This window comes from Rhodothermales bacterium (assembly GCA_041391505.1).
Lineage (GTDB): Bacteria > Bacteroidota > Rhodothermia > Rhodothermales > JAHQVL01 > JAWKNW01.
This window is the reverse complement of the sequence record JAWKNW010000002.1, coordinates 186,551-209,041: the sequence shown is the minus strand read 5'-3', so window position 1 is coordinate 209,041 and position 22,491 is coordinate 186,551. Positions and strand designations below refer to the sequence as shown.

The following is a 22,491-nucleotide window of genomic DNA, read 5'->3' as shown; positions in this document are numbered from 1 at the left end:
CCTTTTGTGACTACGGGGAGATGCTGCTCTGCACCCCGTATCAGGTGCCTATGATGTCGTCGTTCAGATGATAAGCTGACAAGGGCCAGCACTGTTAACTTTACGAAATTGGAAATTCGGATCGTCGTATTGTAACGGTATTCGAATACTGGACATATCAGTCCAGTATTCGGCAGTTGATGACACTATGTCGCTAGCAACGCTGACAACAAAACTTCAATCCCGCGAGCTGTTTCCCTTGCTGCAACGTCGCGCAAGTCCCCCACCACAAAATCCGCCTCGTGCAGCGCCGGCACTTCATTGGTCGAAGCCACGGCGATCACCCGCGCCCCCGCCGTCTTCGCCGCCCGGATCCCTGCCGGCGCGTCCTCGATGACGAGGCATTGCGCAGGGGGAAGGCCGAGCTTCTCGGCGGCGAGGAGGTAGGGGTCAGGACTCGGTTTGCCGTTTTTTACATCGTCGACCGTCACGAGCGCGTCGGGTACCGGCAGACCGAGAAACTGGAGTCGGGAAAGGGTCAGCCCCCTGAAGGAACTGGTGGCGATGCCCCAGCGACCTGCCGGCAGGCCGGCGAGCAGCGCGCGCGCTCCGTCGTAGACCTTCAGGTCCTCCATGTCGGTGGCTGCCCATTCCTCGAATACTTTCGACTCGGCGGCCGCGTCGAGATGCGGCGCCACGGCGGCGACGGTGCGGACGGGGGGCAGGCCGTGGTGAATGGCCGCGATGTGCTCGAACGAAACCTGGTTCAGCTCGGCCCAGCGCTTCCAGTGCCGGTTGGACACGATGTCGGAGTCGATCAGCACGCCGTCCAGGTCGAAGATGATGCCCTTGCAGTGGAGTTCGGTCATGCGGCGGTTTTGCATTTGAGGGTTTCCGGAAGCAGGCATAAAGATGACTCTTTATCCACGGTGAGGCCCTGAAGGTACAGCAGGATTGGGTAGATGAACACCATGCCGGCGGGTATCGGTGCCCGCTTCATTCCACCCCAGGCGTTGCATTGCGGGTCCGCTGCTGTATGTTATGTGGAGCGCCGTAACCCGGAGACCCCCATGAAACGCCTCCTCACCTATCCGTTCCTCCTTTTCTTCGCGATGGCCGCCTACGGCCAGGCCGAGCCGTTCGTCCCCAAACAGAGCGACCGCCCCGAGCCCGTCGCCGGCGACGAGCCGGGCTTCGTCTCCATCTTCAACGGCGAGAACCTCGACGGCTGGAAAGGCAACGACACCCACTGGCGCGTCGAAAACGGCGCCCTCGTCGGCGAGATCACGCCGGAGACGCTCGTCAAGAGCAACACCTTCATCATCTGGCAGGGGGGAAAGCCGAAGGACTTCGAGCTGAAACTCGAGTACAGGATCACCGACCGGGGCAACAGCGGCGTCAACTACCGAAGCGTGGTCATTCCGGACCCCGTCACGCCGGAGAACGCATTTTCGATGCGCGGCTACCAGTGCGACATCGACGGGCCGCTACGGTACGCCGGCAACAACTACGAGGAGAAAGGCCGGCTCTTCCTCGCCCTGCGCGGGCAACTCACGCACGTGGTCGGTGGGCGCACGCCGATCCTCGTGTCGGAGATCGGAGACAACGACGAACTCGCGAAGGCGGTGACGGACGGCTGGAACGCCGTCCACCTGATCGTGCGCGGCAACACGATGATCCACCTGATCAACGGGCAGGTGATGAGCGTCGTGGTCGACGACGACCCGAGCCGGCCGGTCGACGGCCAGATCGCCGTCCAGGTGCACGTCGGCCCGCCGATGAAGGTCGAGTACCGCAACATCCGGCTGAAAACGTATCCGGATTGACGCATCATACTCAGCAGAAATAAGCTAGCGTTCGATCGAAAAATTGAGCATCAGCATAAACACCGATATGGGGTTTGCCGCCGAGTGGTGTGAATAAAAAAATGCGTTGTCATCCCGACCGTACGTACCGGCGCAAGCCGGGACGGTAGCGGAGAGACCTCCTTCTGGTTGGCAACTTGCCAGACTTAAGGAGGTCCCTCCACTTCCTCCCGTGGGCACGGGAGGGCGGTCGGGATGACACGACGTTTTAGAAACTACACCACTCGGCGCCATCCTGAAGCCCTCCCGTCCCCGAGTTTTCGCTGACTCTACGCCAAAGCATTGTCATGCCTGGTAAGAAAGCCCGACGAAGAAGGGCTAAGAGTCTCAGCTTGACATGATCACAAGAGTGTGCAAGGTCAGTCAGAGACTCACACTCTTGTTTTTATTTGGGTTTACTCCCTCAGGTCGAATCTATCTGTTGAGTTTCTTTGGATCTGTGCTTGAGTCCGATAATCTTCTGAATTCGTCCAACTCAGGGTACAATTTTCTGCATCGTTTATAGATCTGTTGGACCTTTTCGCGGGCAGGGTCAGGATTCAGGCGAGAGTGTGTCCAATCAATAAAGCCTTGGAATAACTTTCCAATCGCAGATGACTCTAGTATGCCTTTCCCCGCCACTTCTAGTAGAGCTTGCGGATGGTTGTCCTGTTCGTATAGGTCAATTAAAAAGGTGAGGAGAAAGGCGAGTTCATCATTTGATGTGACCGCATCCGGTAATCCTCTTTGCGTTACGCGGATCGAAGACAATTGATCTCTGTTTGAGGCCTGAAGTGCCGATAGAAGGGCGCCGATGGTTTCGAGTGCTTGATTTAGCTGATTCTGGTTCTGCAGTTTCAGTATGAGCCTATCATCAGATCGGACGATGTCAAAATCCTTCTCATAGATTGCCATGATTCTGAGCGCGTGCTCTATTGGCACCAAGTCTCTCCAGCTACTCTCTTTGAATATGATCGTTATTGAGGCATCGTGTGAGTAACTTCTGACCTCTTCCTTTGAAAGTCCAGCGTTTAAAAGGAAGGTAGTGGATAAATCGACTGATCGATTAAGAGTTCTGTTGTCAATAATTACGTTTCCTTCAAAAATACAAGTCTCAAGATATTGAGCTCTACTGAGATCGCAATCAATAAAAGCAGTACTAGCTTTGCCTGCTACTTGATTTGGACTTGCCCAAACGCCTTCTTGGAATTTGGTCTTTATTAATATCGTGTCTTCAAACTTTGCATCTTGAAAATTGCCGCCAACTATTATTGCATGCGATAGATCGCAATGTTCGAGATTTGTGTTGACAAGAGAGGTGGGTATAATGCTGCAATGGCTAAGGTTTGCGCCAGACAGTCTTGCCGCCAGAAAACTGCATTTATCAAAAGTAACCCCTGACGCGTCAATAAAAGAAAGGTCAGAGTAGTTAAAGTCCCATCCACTGTAATCTTTAGCATCCAGTCTGTGGTGGGATAGATCGGGGAACTCTGCAGTACCTTTTCTCCAGCTATTCCACTCTAGAGCTCCTCGTTGGAAAATTTCCAGGTGCTTTGGATTAGCCATTTAGTAGCCTTGCTTGTGGACTATTGCCGTCAATTCACCAGATCCTGGATCGTCACGATCCCCAGTCGGTTGGAGCTGCTCTGGTGGATGAGGAGCCGGCCATCCCGCGTCACCCACATATTCCGGATGATCCCCACGCCGGACGGGATTGCCCAGCTCTGAAACGACTCGGTCTCGGGGTCGAAGCGCACGAGCGCGTCGGGGCGCATGCCGGACTCGTTGTACCAGATCTTGTCGTCGATCACGGCCATCGCGTACGGGTGCGACGTGGGGCCGCTCGGGGAATCCCATTCCTTGATCTCGCCCGTCGCCGGGTTGAGCCGGCCGATCTTGCCCATCGTCGAGTTTCCGTACCAGACCATCCCGTCGCTCGTCAGCCCCAGCCGGCGGATGCGCGAGCGCTCGTTCGGGACGGTGTAGTAGCGGACTTCCATCGTCTCGGGATCGAGCGCGCCGAGCTTGTTGGTGCCGTTGTAGGCCACCCACAGCGTACCGTCCTGCGCCACCTGGATGCCGTAGGGGCGGGGTTCGGTGTCGACCTCGATGAGTTCTCCGGTGCGGGGATCGAGCCGGCCGAGCATGCCGGCGCCCTGCGACGTGAAGTAGAGTTTGCCGTTCGGGTGGAACGTAGGCGTGTGCGGATCGCGGGCTTTCGTCTTGTATTCGGTGATGGCGCCCGTCGCGGGGTCCAACCGGCCGATGGTGCCGTTGTTGTTGCCGGTGTACCAGATGATGCCGTTCGGGTCCGGCACGATGCTGTGCGGCCGGGCCTCCGGCGGGAGCTTGTATTCCTTCATCTCGCCCGTGACCGGATCCATGCGTCCGACGAGGCTGGCCCACATCCCCGTCCACCAGATCGCGCCGTCCGGCGCCTCGATGGGGTCGCGGGTGCGCTGCCCGAGCGTGGGGGTGAGGTATTCCTTGATCTCGATCTCGATGGGGCCGTCCACCAGCGTCGGCCGGCGGCCGGGCTTTTCGGGGAAATGCTCGGCCAGGTATTCCGCGATCGCCGTCGCCTGGGCGTCGGGCAGGGTCACCATCGACGAGAACACCTCGCGCCAGCGGGTGGGCGTATCGTAGCCGGCGGACTGGCTGATGTTGGCCGTCGTGTGGCAGACGGTACAGGTGCCTTCGACCAGCGCCTTCGCGGATCCGTCGGGGAGGGCCGGGGCGCGGCCGGGTTGCGCCAGCGCGGCGCCGGCGGTGAGGGTAGTCGTGAGCAGCAGGGCGATGGCGGCGCGATGCATCATACCGAAGGTCCGGGCTGTGGGCGGGGCGAAATCGACGAAGAAAGTCGGTTCTCTACAGTACGCGAACGCAGCCGGCGCGTCAAGCGGCGGATGTAAAATGGGGGATAAAGCTCAATCCACCTTCACCATCGTGCGCACCTGCGCCGGCCCGGAGGGCGTGCTCAGGCGCAACACGTACATGCCGCTCGGGGCGTTCGATCCGTCCCAGACGACCTGGTGGAAGCCGGCCGGCTGCGCGCCGCGCACCAGCACGTCGACTTCCCGCCCGAGCACGTCGTACACGGCGAGTTCGACGTCGCCGGCCTCGACCAGGCTGTATTCGATCGTCGTCGACCGCGCGAAGGGATTCGGGTAGGCCGGCGCCAGCTGGAAGGTCTCGGGCGCCAGCTCGGCCTGCTGGTCGTCGATGAAGGCGTCGGTGCCGACGAGGAGGCGGTAGCGGCGCTGCGCGGCGCCGGCGGGCAGCGACAGCGTCGGGCGGCCGTGCAGGTCGGTCATCTCGCCGGTCGCGCGGTCCATCAGCACCACGCGCTGGTCCTCGAAGGCGGCGAGGCCTTCGGTGGAGATCGTGACGCGCTGGCTGGCGGGCGCGTTGAGGACGAGGTCGAACACCGCGCCGTCGACGATCTCGGGCCGGGCTTCGAGGGCGAAGTCGCCGTAGGGCGTAGCGAACGCCGGCTCCACGACCAGGCTGAGGCCGGCGAACGCCTGGTGCGGCGCATACTGGTCGAGCCGGTCCAGCCCGCGCAGCGCGTCGTCGCTGAGGTAGATCTCGGCGGCGGAGGCCAGGCTGTCGGTCGCGGCGACGAGGCGGAGCGCGCGGGGGCCCGACACCGCGGCGACCTGCTTCGAAGCCTCACCTGTTTTGCCGGCGCCCGTCTTGCCTGCGTCGGTTTTGCCGGCATCGAGATAGAGGCCGGGGTAGGGCAGCGCCAGCGTCAGCGCCGTCGCCTGGTCGTTGAATACATAGTAGCCCTTGTACGGCTCCATGGTGGTCGCTTCGCGGAACGCGCCGTCGAACGCCCACAGCTTGGCCGTGGCCGGCAGGGCGGGATTCATGAGCTTGACAGTCGACCAGGGCAGTGGCAGGAGGAACGGCGAGCCGATCAGGTTCCAGCCGGCCTGGAGGCGGACGTCGTAGGTGCCGTCGCGGTCGAGGTCGACCGTGTTAACGGTCTGCTCGGGGACGGTCCAGTTCGTCTTCGCCAGCATCCAGAAGGCGCGGCCCGGGCGGAAGCGGAACTGGCTGGATCCGTTGAAGGCTTCCAGATAATTAGCCGCCTGTCCGTTGTCCCGGTAGATATTCCAGTCGGTGCCCTGCACCCCGTCGAGCGTGGGGCCGGCGTTGAGGTCGACATCGCCGGGCAGGCTGTAGAGGCGGTAGCTGAGGCTGTCCAGCTTGCTGCCGAAGGCGCGGTCCGCCGAGATCTGGTAGCTGGACCGGTAGGTCGTGAACGACTGCACCGGGCCGGTGGTCTTGCCGGCGTTGTTCTCGGCCACCACCCGGAACAGGTACGTGGCGCCCTCCTCCAGGTTGTCGACCCGCGTGGCGATCGGGATTTCGATGCCGACGACGGGCGTCGGCGTCGCGAGGATGGACGCCTCGTTGACGTTGTCCTTCCCGTACTCGAACGTCACCGTGGTAGGGCTGCCGTTGGCGCTGATGACGGCGGCGAATGTATACGAGGTCGGCGAGATGATCTCGATTTCCTGCGAACGGAGTACCGCGACCGAACTCGCGTTTTCGACCCGGAGGGTGAAGAGCTGGCTCGAGCTGCCCTGCGAGTTGACGGCCTGGACGGATACGTTGAAGTTGCCCGTGGCGCGGGGCGTCCAGGAGATGACGCCGGAGGCGGCGTCGATCGTCATGCCGGCCGGAGAGGCGAGGAGCGCGAACGTCGGGGCCGGGTTGCCGGAGGCGGCGACGTCGTAGCTGTAGGGCAGGTCGACGATCGTCTGCGTTGGCGGCGCGGAGGTGATCGCCGGCGCGGTGAGCCGCTCGCCCACCACGACATCGAAGGTCTGCTCGTCCGTCCCCTGCGAGTTGCCGGCTTCGATGACCACCGGATACGTGCCGGCCGCCGCCGGCGTCCACGTGACGACGCCCGTCGTCGGGGCGATCGTCATGCCCTCGGGGGCCGTCTTCAGCGTGTAGGTCGGCGCCGGGTTGCCCACGGCGTCGGCGTCGTAGCGGTAGGCCTGGTTCACGATGCCCGTCTCGACGGGTGTGGACGAGAAAGACGGCGCCGCCAGGCTCTGGCTGACGTTGATCGTGAAGAGCTGGGTGGCGCTGCCCTGTGAGTTGGTGGCGCGGACGGAGACGTTGAAGGCGCCCGTGACCTGCGGCATCCAGGCGATGACGCCGGTCGCGGCGTCGATCGTCATGTCGTCCGGCTTCGACGTCAGCGTGTAGGTCGGCGCGGGGTTGCCCGTCGCTTCGATGTTATAGCTGTACTCCTGCCCGATAAACGTCTGCGTGGATGGCGTCGACGTAATCGTCGGCGCGGCCAGCGGCTCGCTGACGTCGATGCCGAAGGTCTGTGTGTCGCTGCCGACCTCGTTGGAGGCCTCGACCGTGATCGAGAACTGGCCGGCTTCGGACGGCGTCCAGTTGATCACCCCGTTCGTGCTGTTGATCGTCATGCCCGCCGGCGCGGACGTGAGGGCATACACGGGGTCCGGGTTGCCGTTGGCGTTCACGTTGTAGCTGTACGCCTGGCCGGCCGTCGCCTTCCGGACGGGGTTGGACGTGATCGACGGCGCCACCAGCGGCGCGCTGACGATGATCGAGAAGGACTGGGTGTCTTCACCCTGCGAATTCGTAGCGCGCAGCGCCACGTTGAAGGTGCCCGTGGCCGACGGCGTCCACGCGATGACCCCGGTGGAGGCATTGATCGTCATGCCCGCAGGCGACGTGGTCAGCGCATAGGTCGGCGCGGGATTGCCGGTCGCGTTGACATCGTAGCTGTAGGCCTGCCCCGTCGTGGCCGTGAGCCCCGGGGTGGACGTGATCGACGGCCGCGTGAGCGGTTCGACCACGTTCAGGGTATAGGTCTGGCTGTCAGCGCCCTGGGAGTTCGTCGCGACCACGGTGACCGGGTACGGGCCGACCTGGTCGGGCGCCCACGTGATCAGGCCCGAGGTGGCGTCGATCGTCATGCCGGTCGGCGATTCCGAGAGGCTGAACGTCGGCGCGGGGTTGCCCGTCGCGTTGACGTCGTAGCTGTAGTCCTGCCCCAGCGTGACCGACGTGACCGCCGTCGAGGTGATCTGGGGGATGGAGAGCGCCTCCGCGACCGAGATGACAAACGCCTGCGTGACCGAGCCGGCCGAGTTGCTAGCCTGGATGGTTACATTCACGTCGCCGGCGGCGCCCGGCGTCCACGACACGAGGCCGGTCTTGGGTTCGATGCTCATGCCGGTCGGCGCGACGGTCAGCGTATAATCCGGCTCGGGGTTGCCCGAGGCGTTCGCGTCGTACTGATACACCTCGTTCACCCGGGCCTGGGTCGGCGGCATGGAGATGAACACGGGCACCTCCGGGGCCGCACTGACCGTCAGCACGAAGGTCTGCGTGTCCGAGCCGAGCAGGGCGTCCGCCGTGATGCCGACGTTGAATTCCCCGGCCTTTTCCGGCACCCAGGCGATCAGGCCCGACTGGGCGTCGATCGTCATGCCGTCCGGGGCATCGTTGAGGGAAAACGTCGGGAAGCCGGTCGCTTCGACGTCGTACTGGTAGAGTTCACCTACGACGGCCGAGGTTACGGGCTCCGACGTGATCTGCGCCCCAAACTGCGCCTGGGCCGTCGAAAAAGTGAGGGTGAATATCGTGAAAGCCGCGAGGGCTCCTTTCAATATCATCCGATGGAATCGGTTAGGCTTCGGCACGGCGCAACGCGCGTTCGGCCGAAGGGCATCTTGTTTTCGGGGATGACGCGAAACAGGGAGGTCGCGCTGCATGACGTGGTGACGCGCCGGCTTCGATCTCAAAAGAAGACTGGACGCGTCGTATTCTGGGACTTTTTTGAGCGCACGGCACGGCTCCAGGAACCGCATCGCTCGAGGTATGGCATGCAGAAGCGACGTCAGGAGGGCAATTGAGGCCGATGGGGGGCAGACGGGCCGGCTTCTCCTCCGGGTGATTTTGTTTTGCTTCTTATAGTAAAAGCAATAAAAATGCCAAGCGGCGAGCGGCGGCGGCTTGAGCCGGCCCGCCGGGTTTCGGAGCCTATGCAGACACGACTCTCCGATGCGTTTCGCAGGCGCCTGCTCGGGACAGCGCGTGCGGAACACCGAGTGGCGATTCGTCGGCGAGTTGATTATGATAGAGCGGCCATCGGGGCGAAGGCTCCGGTGGCCGTTTTCATGGATCGCCCGTCTGGTGTTATGCGCATTTGTTTTCTCCTCGCGCTGGTTGCGTGCGTTACGATGGCCGGCTGCAGCCGGCCCCCGGCCCTCGTCGTCAGCGGCGCGGCCGACAACGACCTCGTCCGGATCCTCGGCCCCGCCGTGCACCGCGTCGACACGCCGGCGCAGGCGATCGACGCCGCGCCGGAGGGCGGCGGCGTCCTCGTGCTGGCGGACGGGTACCCCGACCGGCCGACGACGGTCTCGCCGGCGCTGCTTGAGGCCGCGGCGCGCAAGCAGCTCCGTGTCTATGTCGAATTCCCGGCGTCGATCCCCGGCCAGGACGCCGGCGCCCTCCGCACCGCGGCCTGGGAGCGCGGCGTCGTGACGACGGACGCGTTCGGCCCGCGCCTCGCCCGCGACCGCATCGTGATGATCCACGACGGGCGGTTCGTGGCGGCCCGGGCGGACAGCGCGTGGCTGGTGATGGCGAAGGTCGCCGGCTTCGAGTCCGCCGTGTTCGGCCTGGCGGATACCGAGACCTGGCCCGTGCTCTTCGAGGCCGACGACGCCGGCCTGCTCATCGCCACGACCAAGCTCAGCCAGTTCGTCACGGCGCGGTACGCCCCGGCCGAGGCGTGGACCACGATCTGGAATCGCATCCTCGCCTGGGCGGCGCCGGAAGCCGGGGTGACGCTGCCCGAGTGGGAGCCGGCCGTCCATCCCACTTACGCATCCGATGCCACGCTGCCTCCCGATGCGGCCCGCTCGGCGGTGCGCCGCGGGGCCGACTGGTACCGCAACGCCCGCATGCTCATGGATGCCTCGTGGGCCGACCGCTACGATGCCGCCGAGGCGTTCGACGACCGCACCGGGCCGGCGCCTGGGCTCGACCTCGCCAGCGGCGACGGCTCGCTGGGTGTCCTCGAAGGGTTCAGCTCGCGCATCGGGTGGGACGGCTCGCAGGCCGCCCGGTGGTGGCTGCGCGCCGACTGCGCCAGCGAGACGGCGATGGCGCTGGCCCTCGCGAGCCGGCTGGGCGCCGCGCCGGACTACGCCCCGATCGCCGCCAATATCCAGGAATTCGTCTACCGCGGCTCCCCCCTGCAGCAGGCTACGCGCGCCGATCCCGCGAGCCCGGATTATGGCCTCGTCGGATGGAATACCCTCTACCGCGAAGTCCATTACGGCGACGACAACGCCCGCGTCATCCTAGGCACCCTCGCCACGGCGGCGGTCCTCGATACCACCGCCTGGGACGAGGCGATGCTCCGGGCCATCCTCGCGAACTACCGCACGACCGGGCCCGACGGCTTCCGGGGCGGCCGGCTCGAAGGGCCGGATATCCGCCGCAACGGCTGGCGGTATTACTTCAACCAGTCCCGCCGCAATTACGCCCCGCACTACGAGTCGTGGATGTGGAGCGCGTACCTCTGGCTGTACGACAAAACCGGCTACGCCCCCCTGCGCGACCGCGCCCGGCGCGGCATCGAATTGACGATGGCCGCCTATCCGGACGAGTGGACCTGGACCAACGGGCTGCAGCAGGAGCGCGCCCGGATGCTCCTCCCGCTCGCCTGGCTCATCCGCGTGGACGACACGGTCGAACACCGCGCCTGGCTCGACCGGATCGCGGCCGATCTGCTGGCGCATCAGGGTCCGACCGGCGCCATCCAGGAAGAACTCGGATCGGCCGGGCACGGGCGCTACGGCCCGCCGGCGTCGAACGCCGACTACGGCACCACCGAGGCGCCCCTCATCCAGGAGAACGGGGATCCGGTGGCCGACATGCTGTATACGTCGAACTTCGCCTTCCTCGGGCTGCACGAGGCCGCCGCCGCCACGGGCGACCGCCGGCTCGCCGAGGCCCGCGACCGCCTCGCGGCGTTTCTGATGCGCATCCAGGTGCGGGCCCCCGAGCATCCGGAGCTGGACGGCGCCTGGTTCCGCGCCTTCGACCACCGCCGCTGGGAGTACTGGGCGTCGAATGCGGACCTCGGCTGGGGCGCCTGGGCCGTCGAGACGGGGTGGACGCAGAGCTGGATCACCTCGGTGCTCGCCCTCGGGGAGCTGGACACGAACCTGTGGGACCTTTCGGCCAGATCGCGTGTAGCGAACCACTTCGATCGCTACCGCGCCTCGATGCTGCCCGGCCTGTGAGGACGCGCATCGTGGAACGCGGTTTGCCGGCGATCGGGCCCATCCCACGCCTCGAAACCCATCCGTTTTCCTCATGCGCACGCAAGGCCTCTTTTGCGCGCTCCTGGCGCTGGCCGGCCTCGCCGCCGGCTGCGACGGCGCCTCCTCGAACGAGCCCGACCCCGAAGCGAACGTCGTCGCCGAGGTCGCCGTCTCGATCGACGTCGATGCCCAGCACACAGCCATCAGCCCGTTGATCTACGGATCCAACCAGGATCGGAACGGCAGCGTCTGGACCGTCCGCCGCCTGGGCGGCAATCGCATGACGGGGTATAACTGGGAGAACAACTACTCCAACGCCGGCAGCGACTTCCAGCATTCCAGCGATCAGTTCATCCCGTCGTACCTCGGCATCCCGAATGCCGAGCAGACCGAACCGGGCCGCGCCCTCACCTTCTGGCACGACCAGTCGCTCCAGATGGGCGCGCACTCCGTCATCACGCTCCAGCTGGCCGGCTATGTGTCCGCCGACGACTTCGGGACGGTCACGGAGGCGGAAACCGCGCCCTCCAACCGCTGGGTGCGGGTGGAACCCCGCAAGCCGGCGGCCTTCGCGGCGTCGCCCGATCTCCGCGACGGCGTCGTGTACCTGGACGAGCTGGTCGCCTTCCTCGTGCGCCGGTACGGTACGGCCGCGAGCGGGTCCGGCGTCCGCTTCTACAGCCTGGACAACGAGCCGGCCCTCTGGCCCTTTACTCACGTCCGCATCCACCCCGAACGGCTCGGCGCCGCCGAACTCGTCGACCGGTCCGTCGCGGTCGCGTCGGCCGTCAAGGACGTGGACCCCGACGCCGAGATCCTGGGGCCGGCGCTCTACGGCTTCGGGGCCTACCTGAACCTGCAGGATGCCCCCGACTGGGCGCAGGCGGGGCAGGGGGCGACGTGGTTTATCGACTATTATCTGGAGCAGATGCGCCTCGCCGAGCAAAGCCAGGGCCGCCGGCTGCTCGATGTGCTCGACGTACACTGGTACCCCGAGGCGCAGGGCAGCAGCCGGATCACCGGCGACGGCGTCTCGAACGCCGACGTCGAGGCGCGCGTGCAGGCCCCGCGTACGTTGTGGGACCTCTCGTACGTCGAAACGAGCTGGATCGCCGACTGCTGCGGCGCCTTCCTGCCGATCCTGCCCCGGCTGCGATCCGCCATCGCCGCGCACTACCCCGGGACGAAGCTGGCGGTTACCGAATACGACTACGGTGCCGGCCACACGATCTCCGGCGGACTGGCCCAGGCGGACGTGCTCGGCGCGTTCGGGAAATACGGCGTCTACCTGGCGACGCGCTGGGGGATCGAGGCGAACGACGTCTTCGCCGCCGCCGCGTTCAAGCTGTATCGCAACTACGACGACGTAGGCGGCCATTTCGGCGACACGAGCGTTTTCGCCGAGGCCGGCGACCGGGGGCGGCTGTCGGTCTACGCCGCGATCGAGGGGACCGAGACGTCGCGGCTGCACGTGGTGCTGATCAACAAAAGCCGCGACGGCGCCGTCGGGACGAACTTCGCCATCACGAGCGATGCCGCCTACGCCGGCGCGGAAGTCTGGGGATTCGACAGCCGCAACGCGTTCGTGATCCGGAAGGACGACGTGGCGGATATCGCCGGCAACGCCTTCCGGTTTGTCATCGAGCCGATGCAGGCCGTGCATCTCGTGCTGGAATAGCGCCGGCGCATCCCGTATGTTGCGGGAAGGGGGGATGCCTTTCGTGTCGCCCCTTCACGACACATCAGCAACCGGGAACGATGACGTCTGCTGTTACCGACCGTATGGAGGGGCTGCTGGCGCGCTGGGGGATGGATGACGATCCGCGCGCCGGCTTTCTGCGCTGCTACCGGCTGATGACGGGCAACATGCTCGCCGCGCTCGAGGACGGGACCTTCGGCGACCCGGTCTGGGTTCGCGTCCTCCTCGAGCGGTTCGCGGCCTACTATTTCGATGCGCTGGATGCCTACGATACGCGCCCCACGGCGACGCCGGAGGTCTGGCGATTCGCGCACGAATGTACGATGGCCAACCGCCTCTTCGTTGTGCAGCGGCTGCTGCTGGGCATCAACGCGCACATCAACTACGACCTGGTGCTGACGCTCGTCGATGTGCTGCGCGACGAGTGGACCGATGCGCCGGCCGGCCTCCGCGAACGCCGCTACGCCGATCATTGCGCCGTGAACCGCGTGATCGGCCGCTCGATCGATGTGGTGCAGGATACGATCATCGAACCGGAAGAACCGCTGATGCAGCTGGTAGACGTGCTGATGGGGCCGGCGGACGAATGGATGCTCTCGCGGCTCATCGCCGCATGGCGGGAGGACGTGTGGCGGCAGGCCGTGCGCATGCTGGATGCCGGCGATGACGCGGATTGCGAGCAGATCCGCCGCGCACTGGAAGCCGCGACCCTGCGCCGGGCGCACCGCATCCTGCGCTACGCGGGGTGAGGGATGGATGGGGGATGGGGGGTGCAGGATGTAGGATGGGGGATGCAGGATGCAAGATGCTGGATGGGGGATGGGGGATGCAGGATGTTGGATGCAGGATGTCTGTCGAAGACTTGTGTTTTTGACCAAATTATCCTGCATCCCGCATCTTGCATCCCCCATCCTGCATCCCATCCCCAATTCGAATCGCCCTGGCAGCAAGATGCGCTATTTCGCCAGGGTCAGCGTCCGGCTCGTCTCGAACGTTTCGCCCATCACCCGCAGCACATAGCGTCCGCTCGCGAGGCGCCCGGCGTCGAACGAGAAGACGTGCTCCTCGTTCGCGCCGAGCACACCGTCCTGTATCATGGCGACAGAACGGCCGAGTAGGTCGAAGACCTCGATGTGAACGCGCTGTGATTCAGCCAGGGTAAGCTGAAAGGCTGTTGTTGGGTTGAACGGGTTCGGGTAAATGCCGGAGAGCATATAGCCTTCGGGGGAGACGCCGGCGGCGGCGCGGGACGTTTCGGGTGCGGACGGGTAGTGCGCCCGCACGTCGAAGATGCCCAGCAGGAAGTGGTCGCCGGCGGTGACGGGGGTGCCGGGGATCGGCAGAATCGGCACGCCCGGGTTGATGCCGTGGGTCTGATCGTCAACATGGACGACGACGGCCAGGAAGGCGACCGGGAGCGGGCTTCGCACCAGCATCGGCCGGCCGTCGGCATCCAGTTTCTGAAACCCGGTTTCCAGGTCGAACACGCGAAGGAACGAGGCGCCCACCGATTGCACGGCCGGCGTGGGCGAGCAGCACAGGGGCTGCTCGACGCCGCTGCCAGCGGGCGCGTCGGTCTGGTTCGTGATCACGAGATCGTTCCGCAGCGGGCCTTCGCCCGGCAGCAACGGGTTGTAATCCAGCACCACGACGAGCCGCGCCTTGCCGTTGGGCAGGAGCTGAAACTCGTTGGGCTCGGGGCCGAGCCCTTCGGTGAACCCCGCATAGGTCGGCGCGAGCGGCGCGGAGACGCCGGCGATGGCCGGAAGTCCGGGCCCGATCGGCGCGAACAGGGGGTGCGGCGCCGGGCCGCCGGGGAAGTAATAGGACGTCCACACCGTCAGCGACAGGTCGGGCGCCAGCCCTTCGAGATCGACCGTCACCTTGGTCGTCCCGTCGGCCCGGACGTGGAAGCGCGCCGTGCCCGTGGGGTTCGGGGAGACGAAACGCGTATCGACGCCGACCGGCAGGATGCAGGGCGGGGGCGGCCCGATGCCCGGTACGCCGCCGGGTGCCGGCGGAGGCGGGAAACACGTCATTTCGACAGAAAATTGCCGGCCACCGCCCTGCTGGGCGAGGACCGGAACCGCGCCGATGACGGTGAGCGTGAGGGCAATGAGAAGTCCGGCGCGTCGGTGACGCGCTTGAAGGGGTCTGAACATAACGATTGGGGGTAGATTGGGGTATGTAACGGATGTGTCGGCCGGGAAGGATGCGGTGCATCGGTCGGCTCTGCGGTATTTAATGAGCTGCTTACTTATAAGAAAGTGCATCCGCAAATTACACCAGAATTGAGGGTGACGAAATAGAGGAAAGCCGCCAATTCATTACCGGCAGTATGTCCGGCAACGCGCTGGAAATCCCTGTCAGGGGGATGCGCCATTTCGTCGCGTCGGCGCCATCTTCTTTTCGTCGACCGGCCCTTTTTTCGCCGATATATCGTATTATCAAGGGCATATTGCATGCTCTGATCGCCTTTCGTACTGGACGGCAAGCCCATTGGCGAGGCTTAATTCGATGGACTCATCTGACTGGACCCGGCTCGAACAGGTCTTCGAGAAAGCTCTTGCGCTCGAGGGGCAGGAGCAGGCGAGCTACCTGGATCAGGCCTGTGCCGGCGACGACGCGATGCGCGCCGAACTCGACGGCATGCTCAAGGCCTACGAGGCGGCTCCGGGATACTTCGATAGCATGCGCCGGCACGTCCCCGGGCAACAGGGTCCGACGCGCCCCTCCGCACCCGCCGCATTGCGCCACGGCGTCCTCCAGCCGGGGGAACGGGTGAACCAGTACGAGATCGAGCGGGAGCTCGGCGCCGGCGGGATGGGGGTGGTGTACCTCGCCCGGGATACCCGGCTCAATCGGCTCGCCGCGCTCAAGTTTCTCCCCACGATACGCCGCGGCGACCAGGAGTTGTCGCGCCGCTTCTTGCAGGAAGCGCAGGCGGCGTCGCTGCTCGATCATCCCAATATCTGCACGATCTTCGAGTTCAACGAAACCGAGGAAGGGATACATTTTATCGCGATGGGCTACTACGAGGGTGAAACCCTCAAGGCGCGGATGAAGCGCGACCTGCCGTATCCCGAAGCGATCGACTTCGCCCGGCAGATGCTCCGCGGTCTGGCGCACGCCCACGAACACGGGATCGTCCATCGGGACATCAAACCGGATAACCTGTTTCTCACGGCCGTCGGCGCCGTGAAAATCCTGGACTTCGGGCTGGCGAAGATGCAGGGCGTCGATCTGACGCGCACGGGCATGACGATGGGGACGGTGGCGTACATGTGCCCGGAGCAGGCCCGGGGCGGAAGCGTCGATCACCGGTCGGACATCTGGTCCGCCGGCGTCGTGCTCTACGAGATGGTTGCCGGGGCGCGTCCGTTCGCCGGCGACTACGACCAGGCCGTCATCTACAGCATCCTCAACGAAGACCCCGAGCCCCCGAGCGCGCACCGGCCCGACCTGCCCGCCGGGCTGGACGCCATCGTCCTGCGCTGCCTTGAGAAGGAGCCGGATCGGCGTTTCGCGCGGGCGCAGGACGTGCTCGATGCGCTCGACGCGCTGGATCGGGGCGAGCCCGCCGCACCGCCTTTGTCGACGGCCGAGCGTCCTGCCGCGCCGCCGACACGCCGGCTCCGCGTGACGCCCCTGCAGGGAGCGGCCGTTCTGCTGCTGGCAGCCCTCGTCGGCATCGGGTTCTGGCTCTGGGCCCGGCCGGCGCGCCCCGCCCTGGGATCGGATGAGGTGCGGCTGGCCGTGCTGCCGTTTTCGGCGGTCGGCGTCGACTCGGCCCTGGTCAACGGTCTCGCCTACACCATCACGGGCAAGCTGACGCTGATGGAGCGCTACCGCGGCCGGCTCGCCGTCGTGTCGCCGAGCGAGGTGCAGGCCGAGCGGGTGCGTTCGGCCTCGGCCGCCGCCGAGCGGCTCAACGCCAACCTCGTGCTGAGCGGCAGCGTGCAGCAGCGCGGGAGGGGGATCCAGCTCGTGCTCCAGTTCATCGACACGGGCACCAACGCGATCGTCAATTCCAGGGTGATCGATGTGGCGCCCGAGCAGATGGGCGGTCTCGAGGAGCGCATCGTGGAAAACCTCGCGGAACTGCTTGATGTGAAGCTGAACATGGAGACGACCCAGTTCCTCACCGCGGGGTTCTCGAGTGACGCGGAGGCCTATCGCGATTACACGCGGGCGCGCGGCTACCTGCAGGCGTACGAAGACGAGACCAACCTCGACGCCGCCATCAGTCTGTTTGGTCTGGCGCTCAAGGAGGATTCCGGCTTCGTGCTGGCCTACGCCGGCCTGGCCGAAGCCTATGTGCTGAAGTACGAGCTGGACAAGAACAGCGCCTGGATGGATCGGGCGGTCTCGCTGGGCCGGCAGGCCGTGGCGCACGACGACGACCTCGGAGCCGTCCGCCTCACCATGGGGATGATCTATCTGAATACAGGCGACTATACCGAGGCGGAACGCCAGTTCCTGCGCGCGTACGTGCTCGACGGCGAGAACGTCGAGGCGCAGTACCAGCTGGGGCGCGTCTACCGCTCGATGGCCGAATACGACAAGGCCGAGGAGTTTTACCTGAAGGCGATCGAGCGCCGGCCGGATAACTGGCAATATTATCTCGCGCTGGGCAACCTCTATCACGAGATGGGGCGGCACGCCGACGCCATCCCCATGTACCAGCACGTGATCGACCTCCGCCCCACCAACCCCTGGGGGTACAACAACATGGCCGTGCAGTACCAGCGGCTGGGCCGGCTCGATGAGGCGGTGCCCCTGTACGAAAAAGCGGCGGAAGTGAACCCCAACGCCGTGTCCGCCCGCGCGCTGGCCCTGAACAACCTCGGCGGCATCGCCTACACCCGCGACGCCTTCGCCGAGGCGGCCGCCTACTACGAGCGTTCGGTGGCGTTGCAGAATGCCCAGCTCGACTCGTGGGATCAGCTCGGCAACGCCTACCACTGGCTCGGCGAACCGGAGAGGGCGCGCCGCGCCTGGGATTCGACCGAGGCGCTGACCCGGCGCCGGCTGGAGATCAACCCGCTGGACGAGGGCGCGCTGCGGTCGGGGCTCGAGGCGGCGGCCAAGCGGGGCGACCGCGCCGCGATGGGGGGCTACATCGCGCGCATCGAAGCCATGAAGCCGGTCTCCGGCGAGCTGCTGGTTTCGATCGGCATTGCCTATGAGATTGTCGGCCGCAGGGCCGATGCCCTGCGGTATCTCCGCCAAGGATTCGAGGCCGGGTACGACCCCGATCGGCTTGAAGCGTCGGCGTGGATGGACGAGCTTCGCGCGGCGCCGGCCTACGGGGACCTCATCGCGGGGTTGAGCGCGCCTCCGGGCTGACCCTGTCAGGGGGTGTTATTGTCCCCCGACGTTGCCGCCCCCCTCGCCGCCCGTCGTGCCGCGCGCTCCGCACTCGGCTTCGATGTCGCCGGCGATGCTCGTGAAGGAAAACGCGCCCGAAGCACCGGGCTGGACGGTCGTCTCAACGCTGGTCCCGGCCGGAATGGCGATGCGCTCGCTGCCAAAGATCGTTTCGGGATCCATGCAGAGTACGATGTCTTCGCTGCCCGCCTCGAAGACGACGGTGTCGCCGGGCTGAATGGCGAAAGAGGCCGGCGTCGGGTTGCCGTTGCTGTCGAAAAGGATGTTGATCGTGGCCATAGGTGGGTGGCTGTTGGTTCCTGGTGGGGATGCTCTAGATGCATACAACGATGGGGAGGCTCCTGGCTCATCCGGCGCCATGCCCTTCGGACGCTGCAGTATACGCAATATGAAAAAAACAAAAGGGGCGCGAACGATACGTCGCGCCCCTTTTGCGTGCGGTTGCCGCGGTTCGTGATGCCGGACGCCGGCGTTATTTCAGCAGCGACATCTGCCGGACGACGGCGTGAGACGGCGTCTCAAGGCGGTAGTAGTAGAGGCCGCTGGCGAAGCCGGTGGCGTCGAATGTCACCTCATGGCGGCCGGCCGGCAGTTCTCCGGATGCCAGGGTGGCGACGGTCCGCCCGATCGCGTCGAACACCGTCAGGCGCACCTGCGCCGTTTCAGGCAGGCTAAAGGCGATGGTCGTCGTCGGGTTGAACGGATTCGGGTAGTTCGCCTCGAGGTCGAACGCGGTCGGCGTTTCGGCTGCGACATGGAGCGTGGCTTCGGCGTCGGCATCCATGCTGCTGGCGGTCTCGGCTTTCGACCGGCTCAGGAGCAGCAACTGTCCGCCCTGCACCAGGTTGTTCTCCGCGATGCGGCCGTCGGACAGGCTGTGGGCCTGTACGTCGAGCGCGAGGAGGCGCTCGCCTTTCGCGGTCTTGAACAGCGACGTCACGTCGAGAATGCCGCTGGTTTCCCAGTTGCCGATATCCGTCGGATCGGTGTCGGTCTGATCGGCCGGTACATGGGCACGATCGACCTGCGCGATCCGGCGCAGCTTGCCGGTCTTGGGGTTGATCTCCCAGATGGACGCCTCCATGCCGCTCGTGCCACCGAACACGCCGATGCTCGTCGAGCGGTCCTCCTGGGCATAGATGAGCCCGTTGTCGGCCCAGTCGAGGTTGTCCGGGCTGCGAAGGCCGAAATCGGGGCCGGCGAACTGGCCGGCGCCGGCGTCGTCGCCGTCGTAGAGGATTTCGATGGTCGCCGCGAGCGCGCGGACGTCGATGTCGACGCGGTACAACGTGCCCCAGTCATCCGACGGGAAGAGGCTGCCGCGGCCCGTCGAGGCAAACACGAATTCGGAGCCGTTGCGGGGATTCGTAGCGAGGTCCTCGGGACGGGAGAACCGGAAAGCGCCAACGGCCGCCGCCAGTTCGTCCTGCTTTTCCTGCGTTGCGAACCCCTGTTCGTCGTACCCGTTCATGCCGGCCTGGCTGGCATCGTAGTGGTCGATCTGGACGAATTTGCCCGACCGGTAGGTGCCGGTGCCGTTGAACGCTTCCGGGCTCGTGTCGCCACTGTCGGCCACCCAGACATAGAGCTTGCCGAAGGCGAGGCCGTTGCGATCGAGGAAGCTGCCGTCGCCGACCGCGTTTTTGCGGCCGAGATAGAGGATGAGCGGGGCGCCGCCGCGGTCATCGCCGGCCAGGATCGCCACGATGTTCTTGTTGCCGCTCTCCACCATCGTCAGGTTTTCCCACGCGGCCCGGCCGAGCCAGGGCGCGGCGTAGAGGACGCCGGAGTGCACGTCGAGCGCGAATTCCTGGCCACCGTCGGTTTCCTCGCCAGTGAAATAGATGTCATCCACGAGGTTATACGATCCTGCCGTGAAGAGCCCGCTCGAGCAGAGGCGCCGCAATCCCTCGTCGGAATCGTTACCTGGCCAGATCTGCGCACCCGACGTCACCGGCACGCCGGCGCGGTCGATGATCGTGTGGTATCCCGCGCCAGCTGCCAGGACGTGGCGCGTGTTGGCGTCGATATCGAAATAGGTGACCCGGCCTCCCTTGAGCGACGTGCCGTTCGCGAGCGTATAGGGATAGCCGGCGCCTTCACCGAGTTCATTGTTCACAAAAAAACGGACGACATCGGGGCTTACCTTGATCGCGCCGATGCCGTCGAAAATACCGGTCGGCGTAAACCCGCCGAGGCTTTCGCCGACGGTGAAGAGGGGTTGTGCGTTCCAGCCGCGATCGGTGGCCGGCGTGTCGCCGGTGATCTGGGCCGGTTCGGGGGTTACGAATTGCGCGTACGTCATCGACGGTGCGCAGAGCATGAGCGCGGCGGCAATGCCGCGACGCAGTCTCGTCAGTTTCATGGTTTCTGCGGTGATTATGGTGTGTGATAGGAGGCGCTGGTTAATCGCGCACAGCCGGCGAAAGCTTGCTGGATGCCGGGGCGCCCGAAACAGGCAAGTGATCCAGGAGAGGTCCGAACCGTACGCGATTCACAACGGAGAGAGGCGACGATTGAAGGGAAGGATATCGAGGCCTCTGCAGCAACATAGATCCCCGCTGTGAAGGCAACGTAACCGTGGTGTTAACCCAGGATTAGGGAGCCGATGGGTACGGGTGGCTCCCCGTCGTCCGCGAAGGGCGCGCGAGTGGGATGACTTTTTGCCTGAATGGCGTGACGCCCCTCCTTATCCACTCCTCCCAAACACGCACAAGACCATGAAGACGGTGCTTCAACGCCTCCTTGCGTTCTCCCTGATTGTCCTTCTGAATGCCGATTCCAGCGCGCAGGCCCCTGAATTCGACATCAAGCCGGGTGAGCGGGCGCCGGCGTTCGAGGTGTTCGATTCCCGCGGGGAGCGCCAGAGCCTCTCGCAGTATGCCGGTTCGTATGTGGTGCTCGAGTGGACAAACCTGTCCTGTTCTGACGTCGATATGCGCTATGAGCTGGGCTATTTGCAGGATCTGCAGAAAACCTATACCGAGCGCGGCGTCGTCTGGCTCTCGGTGATCTCGTCGGCCACCGGCCGGCAGGGGAATGCGCCGCGCGAGCGGATGAACAGCATGCTCCAGAAACGCGGCGCCCGCCAGACGGCCGTCCTGCTCGACGGGGAGGGAGTGATGGGGCGCGCCTATGGCGCCCGGGTTACGCCGCAGGCCTTCGTGATCGACCCCGAGGGCGCCGTCATCTACGCCGGCGCGCTGGACGATCAGCCCAAAGCCAACGAGGATACGCTGCCGAACGCCGTGAACTACGTGGCTCTCGCGCTCGAGGACGCCCTGGCGGGTCGGCCGGTAGCCATCCCGCGCACCGAGCCCTACGGGTGCGACGTCCGGTACGCGCGCCAGAAAGGAAATCGATAGGGACGTACTCGTTCGCCCTGCGCGAGACCGGATCGCGCGAGTCTCAAACAAAGAAAACCCGACCTGCTGGGGACAGGTCGGGCTTTCCTGGAGTATTTAAACCCGCATAGCTAAGACATACGAATAGTAGGTGTTTTGAATAGAAAACGCAATAATTGTATTAATAAGGACAGGGGATCGGCGGGTGTCCGTCGGAATTGAAATCAAAAAAGCGCTTACAGTAAATAAAATAATTTTTGCACGGTTTGTTCGTTTCACGGCACGGGGTTCGGGCCTGCCCGCCTTCCATACGCCTGCCGGTAGTTGGCACCTGATTTGTAGTCCATTTTACCGCCCTCTTAAGTAGCCTGTCGGCTCATCGAAGCCATTCCGCTTATCCGTAGGGGCTCTGTAGCGATCACTGTCAGGTATCCCCCCCACACCTCTTACAGGAACGAGCATGATTAAAACCGATCAGCATTCCCATCTCCGGAATCAGATCATCGCGATGCGCGATGCCTCCATCGGCGCGCTGGAAGCGGCCCGGCGCCGGTATGAAACACTCAAGACACAGACCGAACAAGTAAGTATCAACTACATTTACGGCCGCGCTCCGCGCGCCACGGTGCGTTCGGTCACCGAGCGTTTTCTCGCCGCGGAGACCGCGCTCCACGAAGCCGCCACTCGCGTGCGGGTGAATCAGCAAGCGTTGGACGACCTCGCGAAGCGCAGTCGCCCCCAGGCGACCCTGGCCCACTGAGTTCCGGACATTGTTCGATAGCGAAGCGAGCAGGCACATCCCGTGTCTGCTCGCTTTTTTTATGGCGTTGTATTATGGCCGGGGTCCTGATTTTGCGTACGTCGATCGCGTCGCCGGGGCCACGCGGTCT

Annotated in this window: 14 protein-coding genes; 7 read left to right on the top strand and 7 right to left on the bottom strand. The window is 64.7% G+C overall.

Annotation, left to right across the window (positions count from 1 at the left end):
* Positions 1-185: 185 nt before the first annotated feature.
* The gene (locus R2834_02850; GenBank protein MEZ4699244.1) at positions 186-848 is read right to left on the bottom strand and encodes an HAD-IA family hydrolase; all 663 of its coding nucleotides are present in this window, start codon (positions 846-848) and stop codon (positions 186-188) included.
* A gap of 201 nt (positions 849-1,049) precedes the next feature.
* On the opposite strand from R2834_02850, the gene R2834_02845 reads away from it, so the two are divergent.
* Positions 1,050-1,805, top strand: coding sequence for a DUF1080 domain-containing protein (locus R2834_02845; GenBank protein MEZ4699243.1), 756 nt, complete (start codon positions 1,050-1,052; stop codon positions 1,803-1,805).
* Positions 1,806-2,258: 453 nt separating this feature from the next.
* On the opposite strand, the gene R2834_02840 is transcribed toward R2834_02845, so the two are convergent.
* The 3 genes from R2834_02840 to R2834_02830 all read right to left on the bottom strand — a co-directional run bounded on the left by R2834_02840 (position 2,259) and on the right by R2834_02830 (position 8,500).
* A complete protein-coding gene (locus tag R2834_02840) occupies positions 2,259-3,389 on the bottom strand; it encodes a pentapeptide repeat-containing protein (protein ID MEZ4699242.1) in 1,131 nt (376 codons plus the stop codon).
* Positions 3,390-3,418: 29 nt separating this feature from the next.
* Positions 3,419-4,639: a lyase gene (locus tag R2834_02835; GenBank protein MEZ4699241.1), complete on the bottom strand. Its 1,221-nt coding sequence runs from the start codon at positions 4,637-4,639 to the stop codon at positions 3,419-3,421.
* Positions 4,640-4,750: 111 nt separating this feature from the next.
* Positions 4,751-8,500: a putative Ig domain-containing protein gene (locus R2834_02830; protein MEZ4699240.1), complete on the bottom strand. Its 3,750-nt coding sequence runs from the start codon at positions 8,498-8,500 to the stop codon at positions 4,751-4,753.
* A 525-nt stretch (positions 8,501-9,025) separates the two neighbouring features.
* On the opposite strand from R2834_02830, the gene R2834_02825 reads away from it, so the two are divergent.
* From R2834_02825 to R2834_02815, 3 genes are all read left to right on the top strand, one after another.
* On the top strand, positions 9,026-11,146 hold the full coding sequence (locus tag R2834_02825; GenBank protein ID MEZ4699239.1) for a hypothetical protein: 2,121 nt from the start codon (positions 9,026-9,028) through the stop codon (positions 11,144-11,146).
* Between the two features lie 73 nt (positions 11,147-11,219).
* A complete protein-coding gene (locus R2834_02820) occupies positions 11,220-12,845 on the top strand; it encodes a glycoside hydrolase family 44 protein (GenBank protein MEZ4699238.1) in 1,626 nt (541 codons plus the stop codon).
* A gap of 80 nt (positions 12,846-12,925) precedes the next feature.
* A complete protein-coding gene (locus tag R2834_02815; protein ID MEZ4699237.1) occupies positions 12,926-13,615 on the top strand; it encodes a DUF5995 family protein in 690 nt (229 codons plus the stop codon).
* A 207-nt stretch (positions 13,616-13,822) separates the two neighbouring features.
* Here the strand turns inward: R2834_02815 and R2834_02810 are convergent, their stop codons facing one another.
* The gene (locus tag R2834_02810) at positions 13,823-15,028 is read right to left on the bottom strand and encodes a T9SS type A sorting domain-containing protein (protein MEZ4699236.1); all 1,206 of its coding nucleotides are present in this window, start codon (positions 15,026-15,028) and stop codon (positions 13,823-13,825) included.
* Between the two features lie 355 nt (positions 15,029-15,383).
* Between R2834_02810 and R2834_02805 the strand changes: the two genes are divergently transcribed.
* Positions 15,384-18,215 carry a protein kinase gene (locus R2834_02805; protein MEZ4699235.1) on the top strand — a complete coding sequence of 944 codons (2,832 nt, stop codon included), beginning with the start codon at positions 15,384-15,386 and terminating at the stop codon, positions 18,213-18,215.
* A 15-nt stretch (positions 18,216-18,230) separates the two neighbouring features.
* Here the strand turns inward: R2834_02805 and R2834_02800 are convergent, their stop codons facing one another.
* Together R2834_02800 and R2834_02795 are read right to left on the bottom strand one after the other, a co-directional pair.
* A complete protein-coding gene (locus R2834_02800) occupies positions 18,231-18,536 on the bottom strand; it encodes a hypothetical protein (protein ID MEZ4699234.1) in 306 nt (101 codons plus the stop codon).
* A 193-nt stretch (positions 18,537-18,729) separates the two neighbouring features.
* A complete protein-coding gene (locus R2834_02795; protein MEZ4699233.1) occupies positions 18,730-20,622 on the bottom strand; it encodes a DUF839 domain-containing protein in 1,893 nt (630 codons plus the stop codon).
* A gap of 355 nt (positions 20,623-20,977) precedes the next feature.
* Here R2834_02795 and R2834_02790 point away from each other — a divergent pair, with 355 nt between their 5' ends.
* Complete coding sequence (locus R2834_02790; GenBank protein ID MEZ4699232.1) at positions 20,978-21,622, top strand: redoxin domain-containing protein; 645 nt, start codon at positions 20,978-20,980, stop codon at positions 21,620-21,622.
* A gap of 439 nt (positions 21,623-22,061) precedes the next feature.
* Positions 22,062-22,361 (top strand): hypothetical protein, encoded by a 300-nt coding sequence (locus R2834_02785; protein ID MEZ4699231.1) that lies wholly within the window; start codon positions 22,062-22,064, stop codon positions 22,359-22,361.
* The last annotated feature ends 130 nt before the right edge of the window (positions 22,362-22,491 follow it).

What these genes read in the sequence shown, in the direction of transcription:
- R2834_02850 (MEZ4699244.1), bottom strand. Translation starts at nt 848, where the DNA reads ATGACCGAACTCCACTGCAAGGGCATCATCTTCGACCTGGACGGCGTG.
- R2834_02845 (MEZ4699243.1), top strand. Translation starts at nt 1,050, where the DNA reads ATGAAACGCCTCCTCACCTATCCGTTCCTCCTTTTCTTCGCGATGGCC.
- R2834_02840 (MEZ4699242.1), bottom strand. Translation starts at nt 3,389, where the DNA reads ATGGCTAATCCAAAGCACCTGGAAATTTTCCAACGAGGAGCTCTAGAG.
- R2834_02835 (MEZ4699241.1), bottom strand. Translation starts at nt 4,639, where the DNA reads ATGATGCATCGCGCCGCCATCGCCCTGCTGCTCACGACTACCCTCACC.
- R2834_02830 (MEZ4699240.1), bottom strand. Translation starts at nt 8,500, where the DNA reads ATGATATTGAAAGGAGCCCTCGCGGCTTTCACGATATTCACCCTCACT.
- R2834_02825 (MEZ4699239.1), top strand. Translation starts at nt 9,026, where the DNA reads ATGCGCATTTGTTTTCTCCTCGCGCTGGTTGCGTGCGTTACGATGGCC.
- R2834_02820 (MEZ4699238.1), top strand. Translation starts at nt 11,220, where the DNA reads ATGCGCACGCAAGGCCTCTTTTGCGCGCTCCTGGCGCTGGCCGGCCTC.
- R2834_02815 (MEZ4699237.1), top strand. Translation starts at nt 12,926, where the DNA reads ATGACGTCTGCTGTTACCGACCGTATGGAGGGGCTGCTGGCGCGCTGG.
- R2834_02810 (MEZ4699236.1), bottom strand. Translation starts at nt 15,028, where the DNA reads ATGTTCAGACCCCTTCAAGCGCGTCACCGACGCGCCGGACTTCTCATT.
- R2834_02805 (MEZ4699235.1), top strand. Translation starts at nt 15,384, where the DNA reads ATGGACTCATCTGACTGGACCCGGCTCGAACAGGTCTTCGAGAAAGCT.
- R2834_02800 (MEZ4699234.1), bottom strand. Translation starts at nt 18,536, where the DNA reads ATGGCCACGATCAACATCCTTTTCGACAGCAACGGCAACCCGACGCCG.
- R2834_02795 (MEZ4699233.1), bottom strand. Translation starts at nt 20,622, where the DNA reads ATGAAACTGACGAGACTGCGTCGCGGCATTGCCGCCGCGCTCATGCTC.
- R2834_02790 (MEZ4699232.1), top strand. Translation starts at nt 20,978, where the DNA reads ATGAAGACGGTGCTTCAACGCCTCCTTGCGTTCTCCCTGATTGTCCTT.
- R2834_02785 (MEZ4699231.1), top strand. Translation starts at nt 22,062, where the DNA reads ATGATTAAAACCGATCAGCATTCCCATCTCCGGAATCAGATCATCGCG.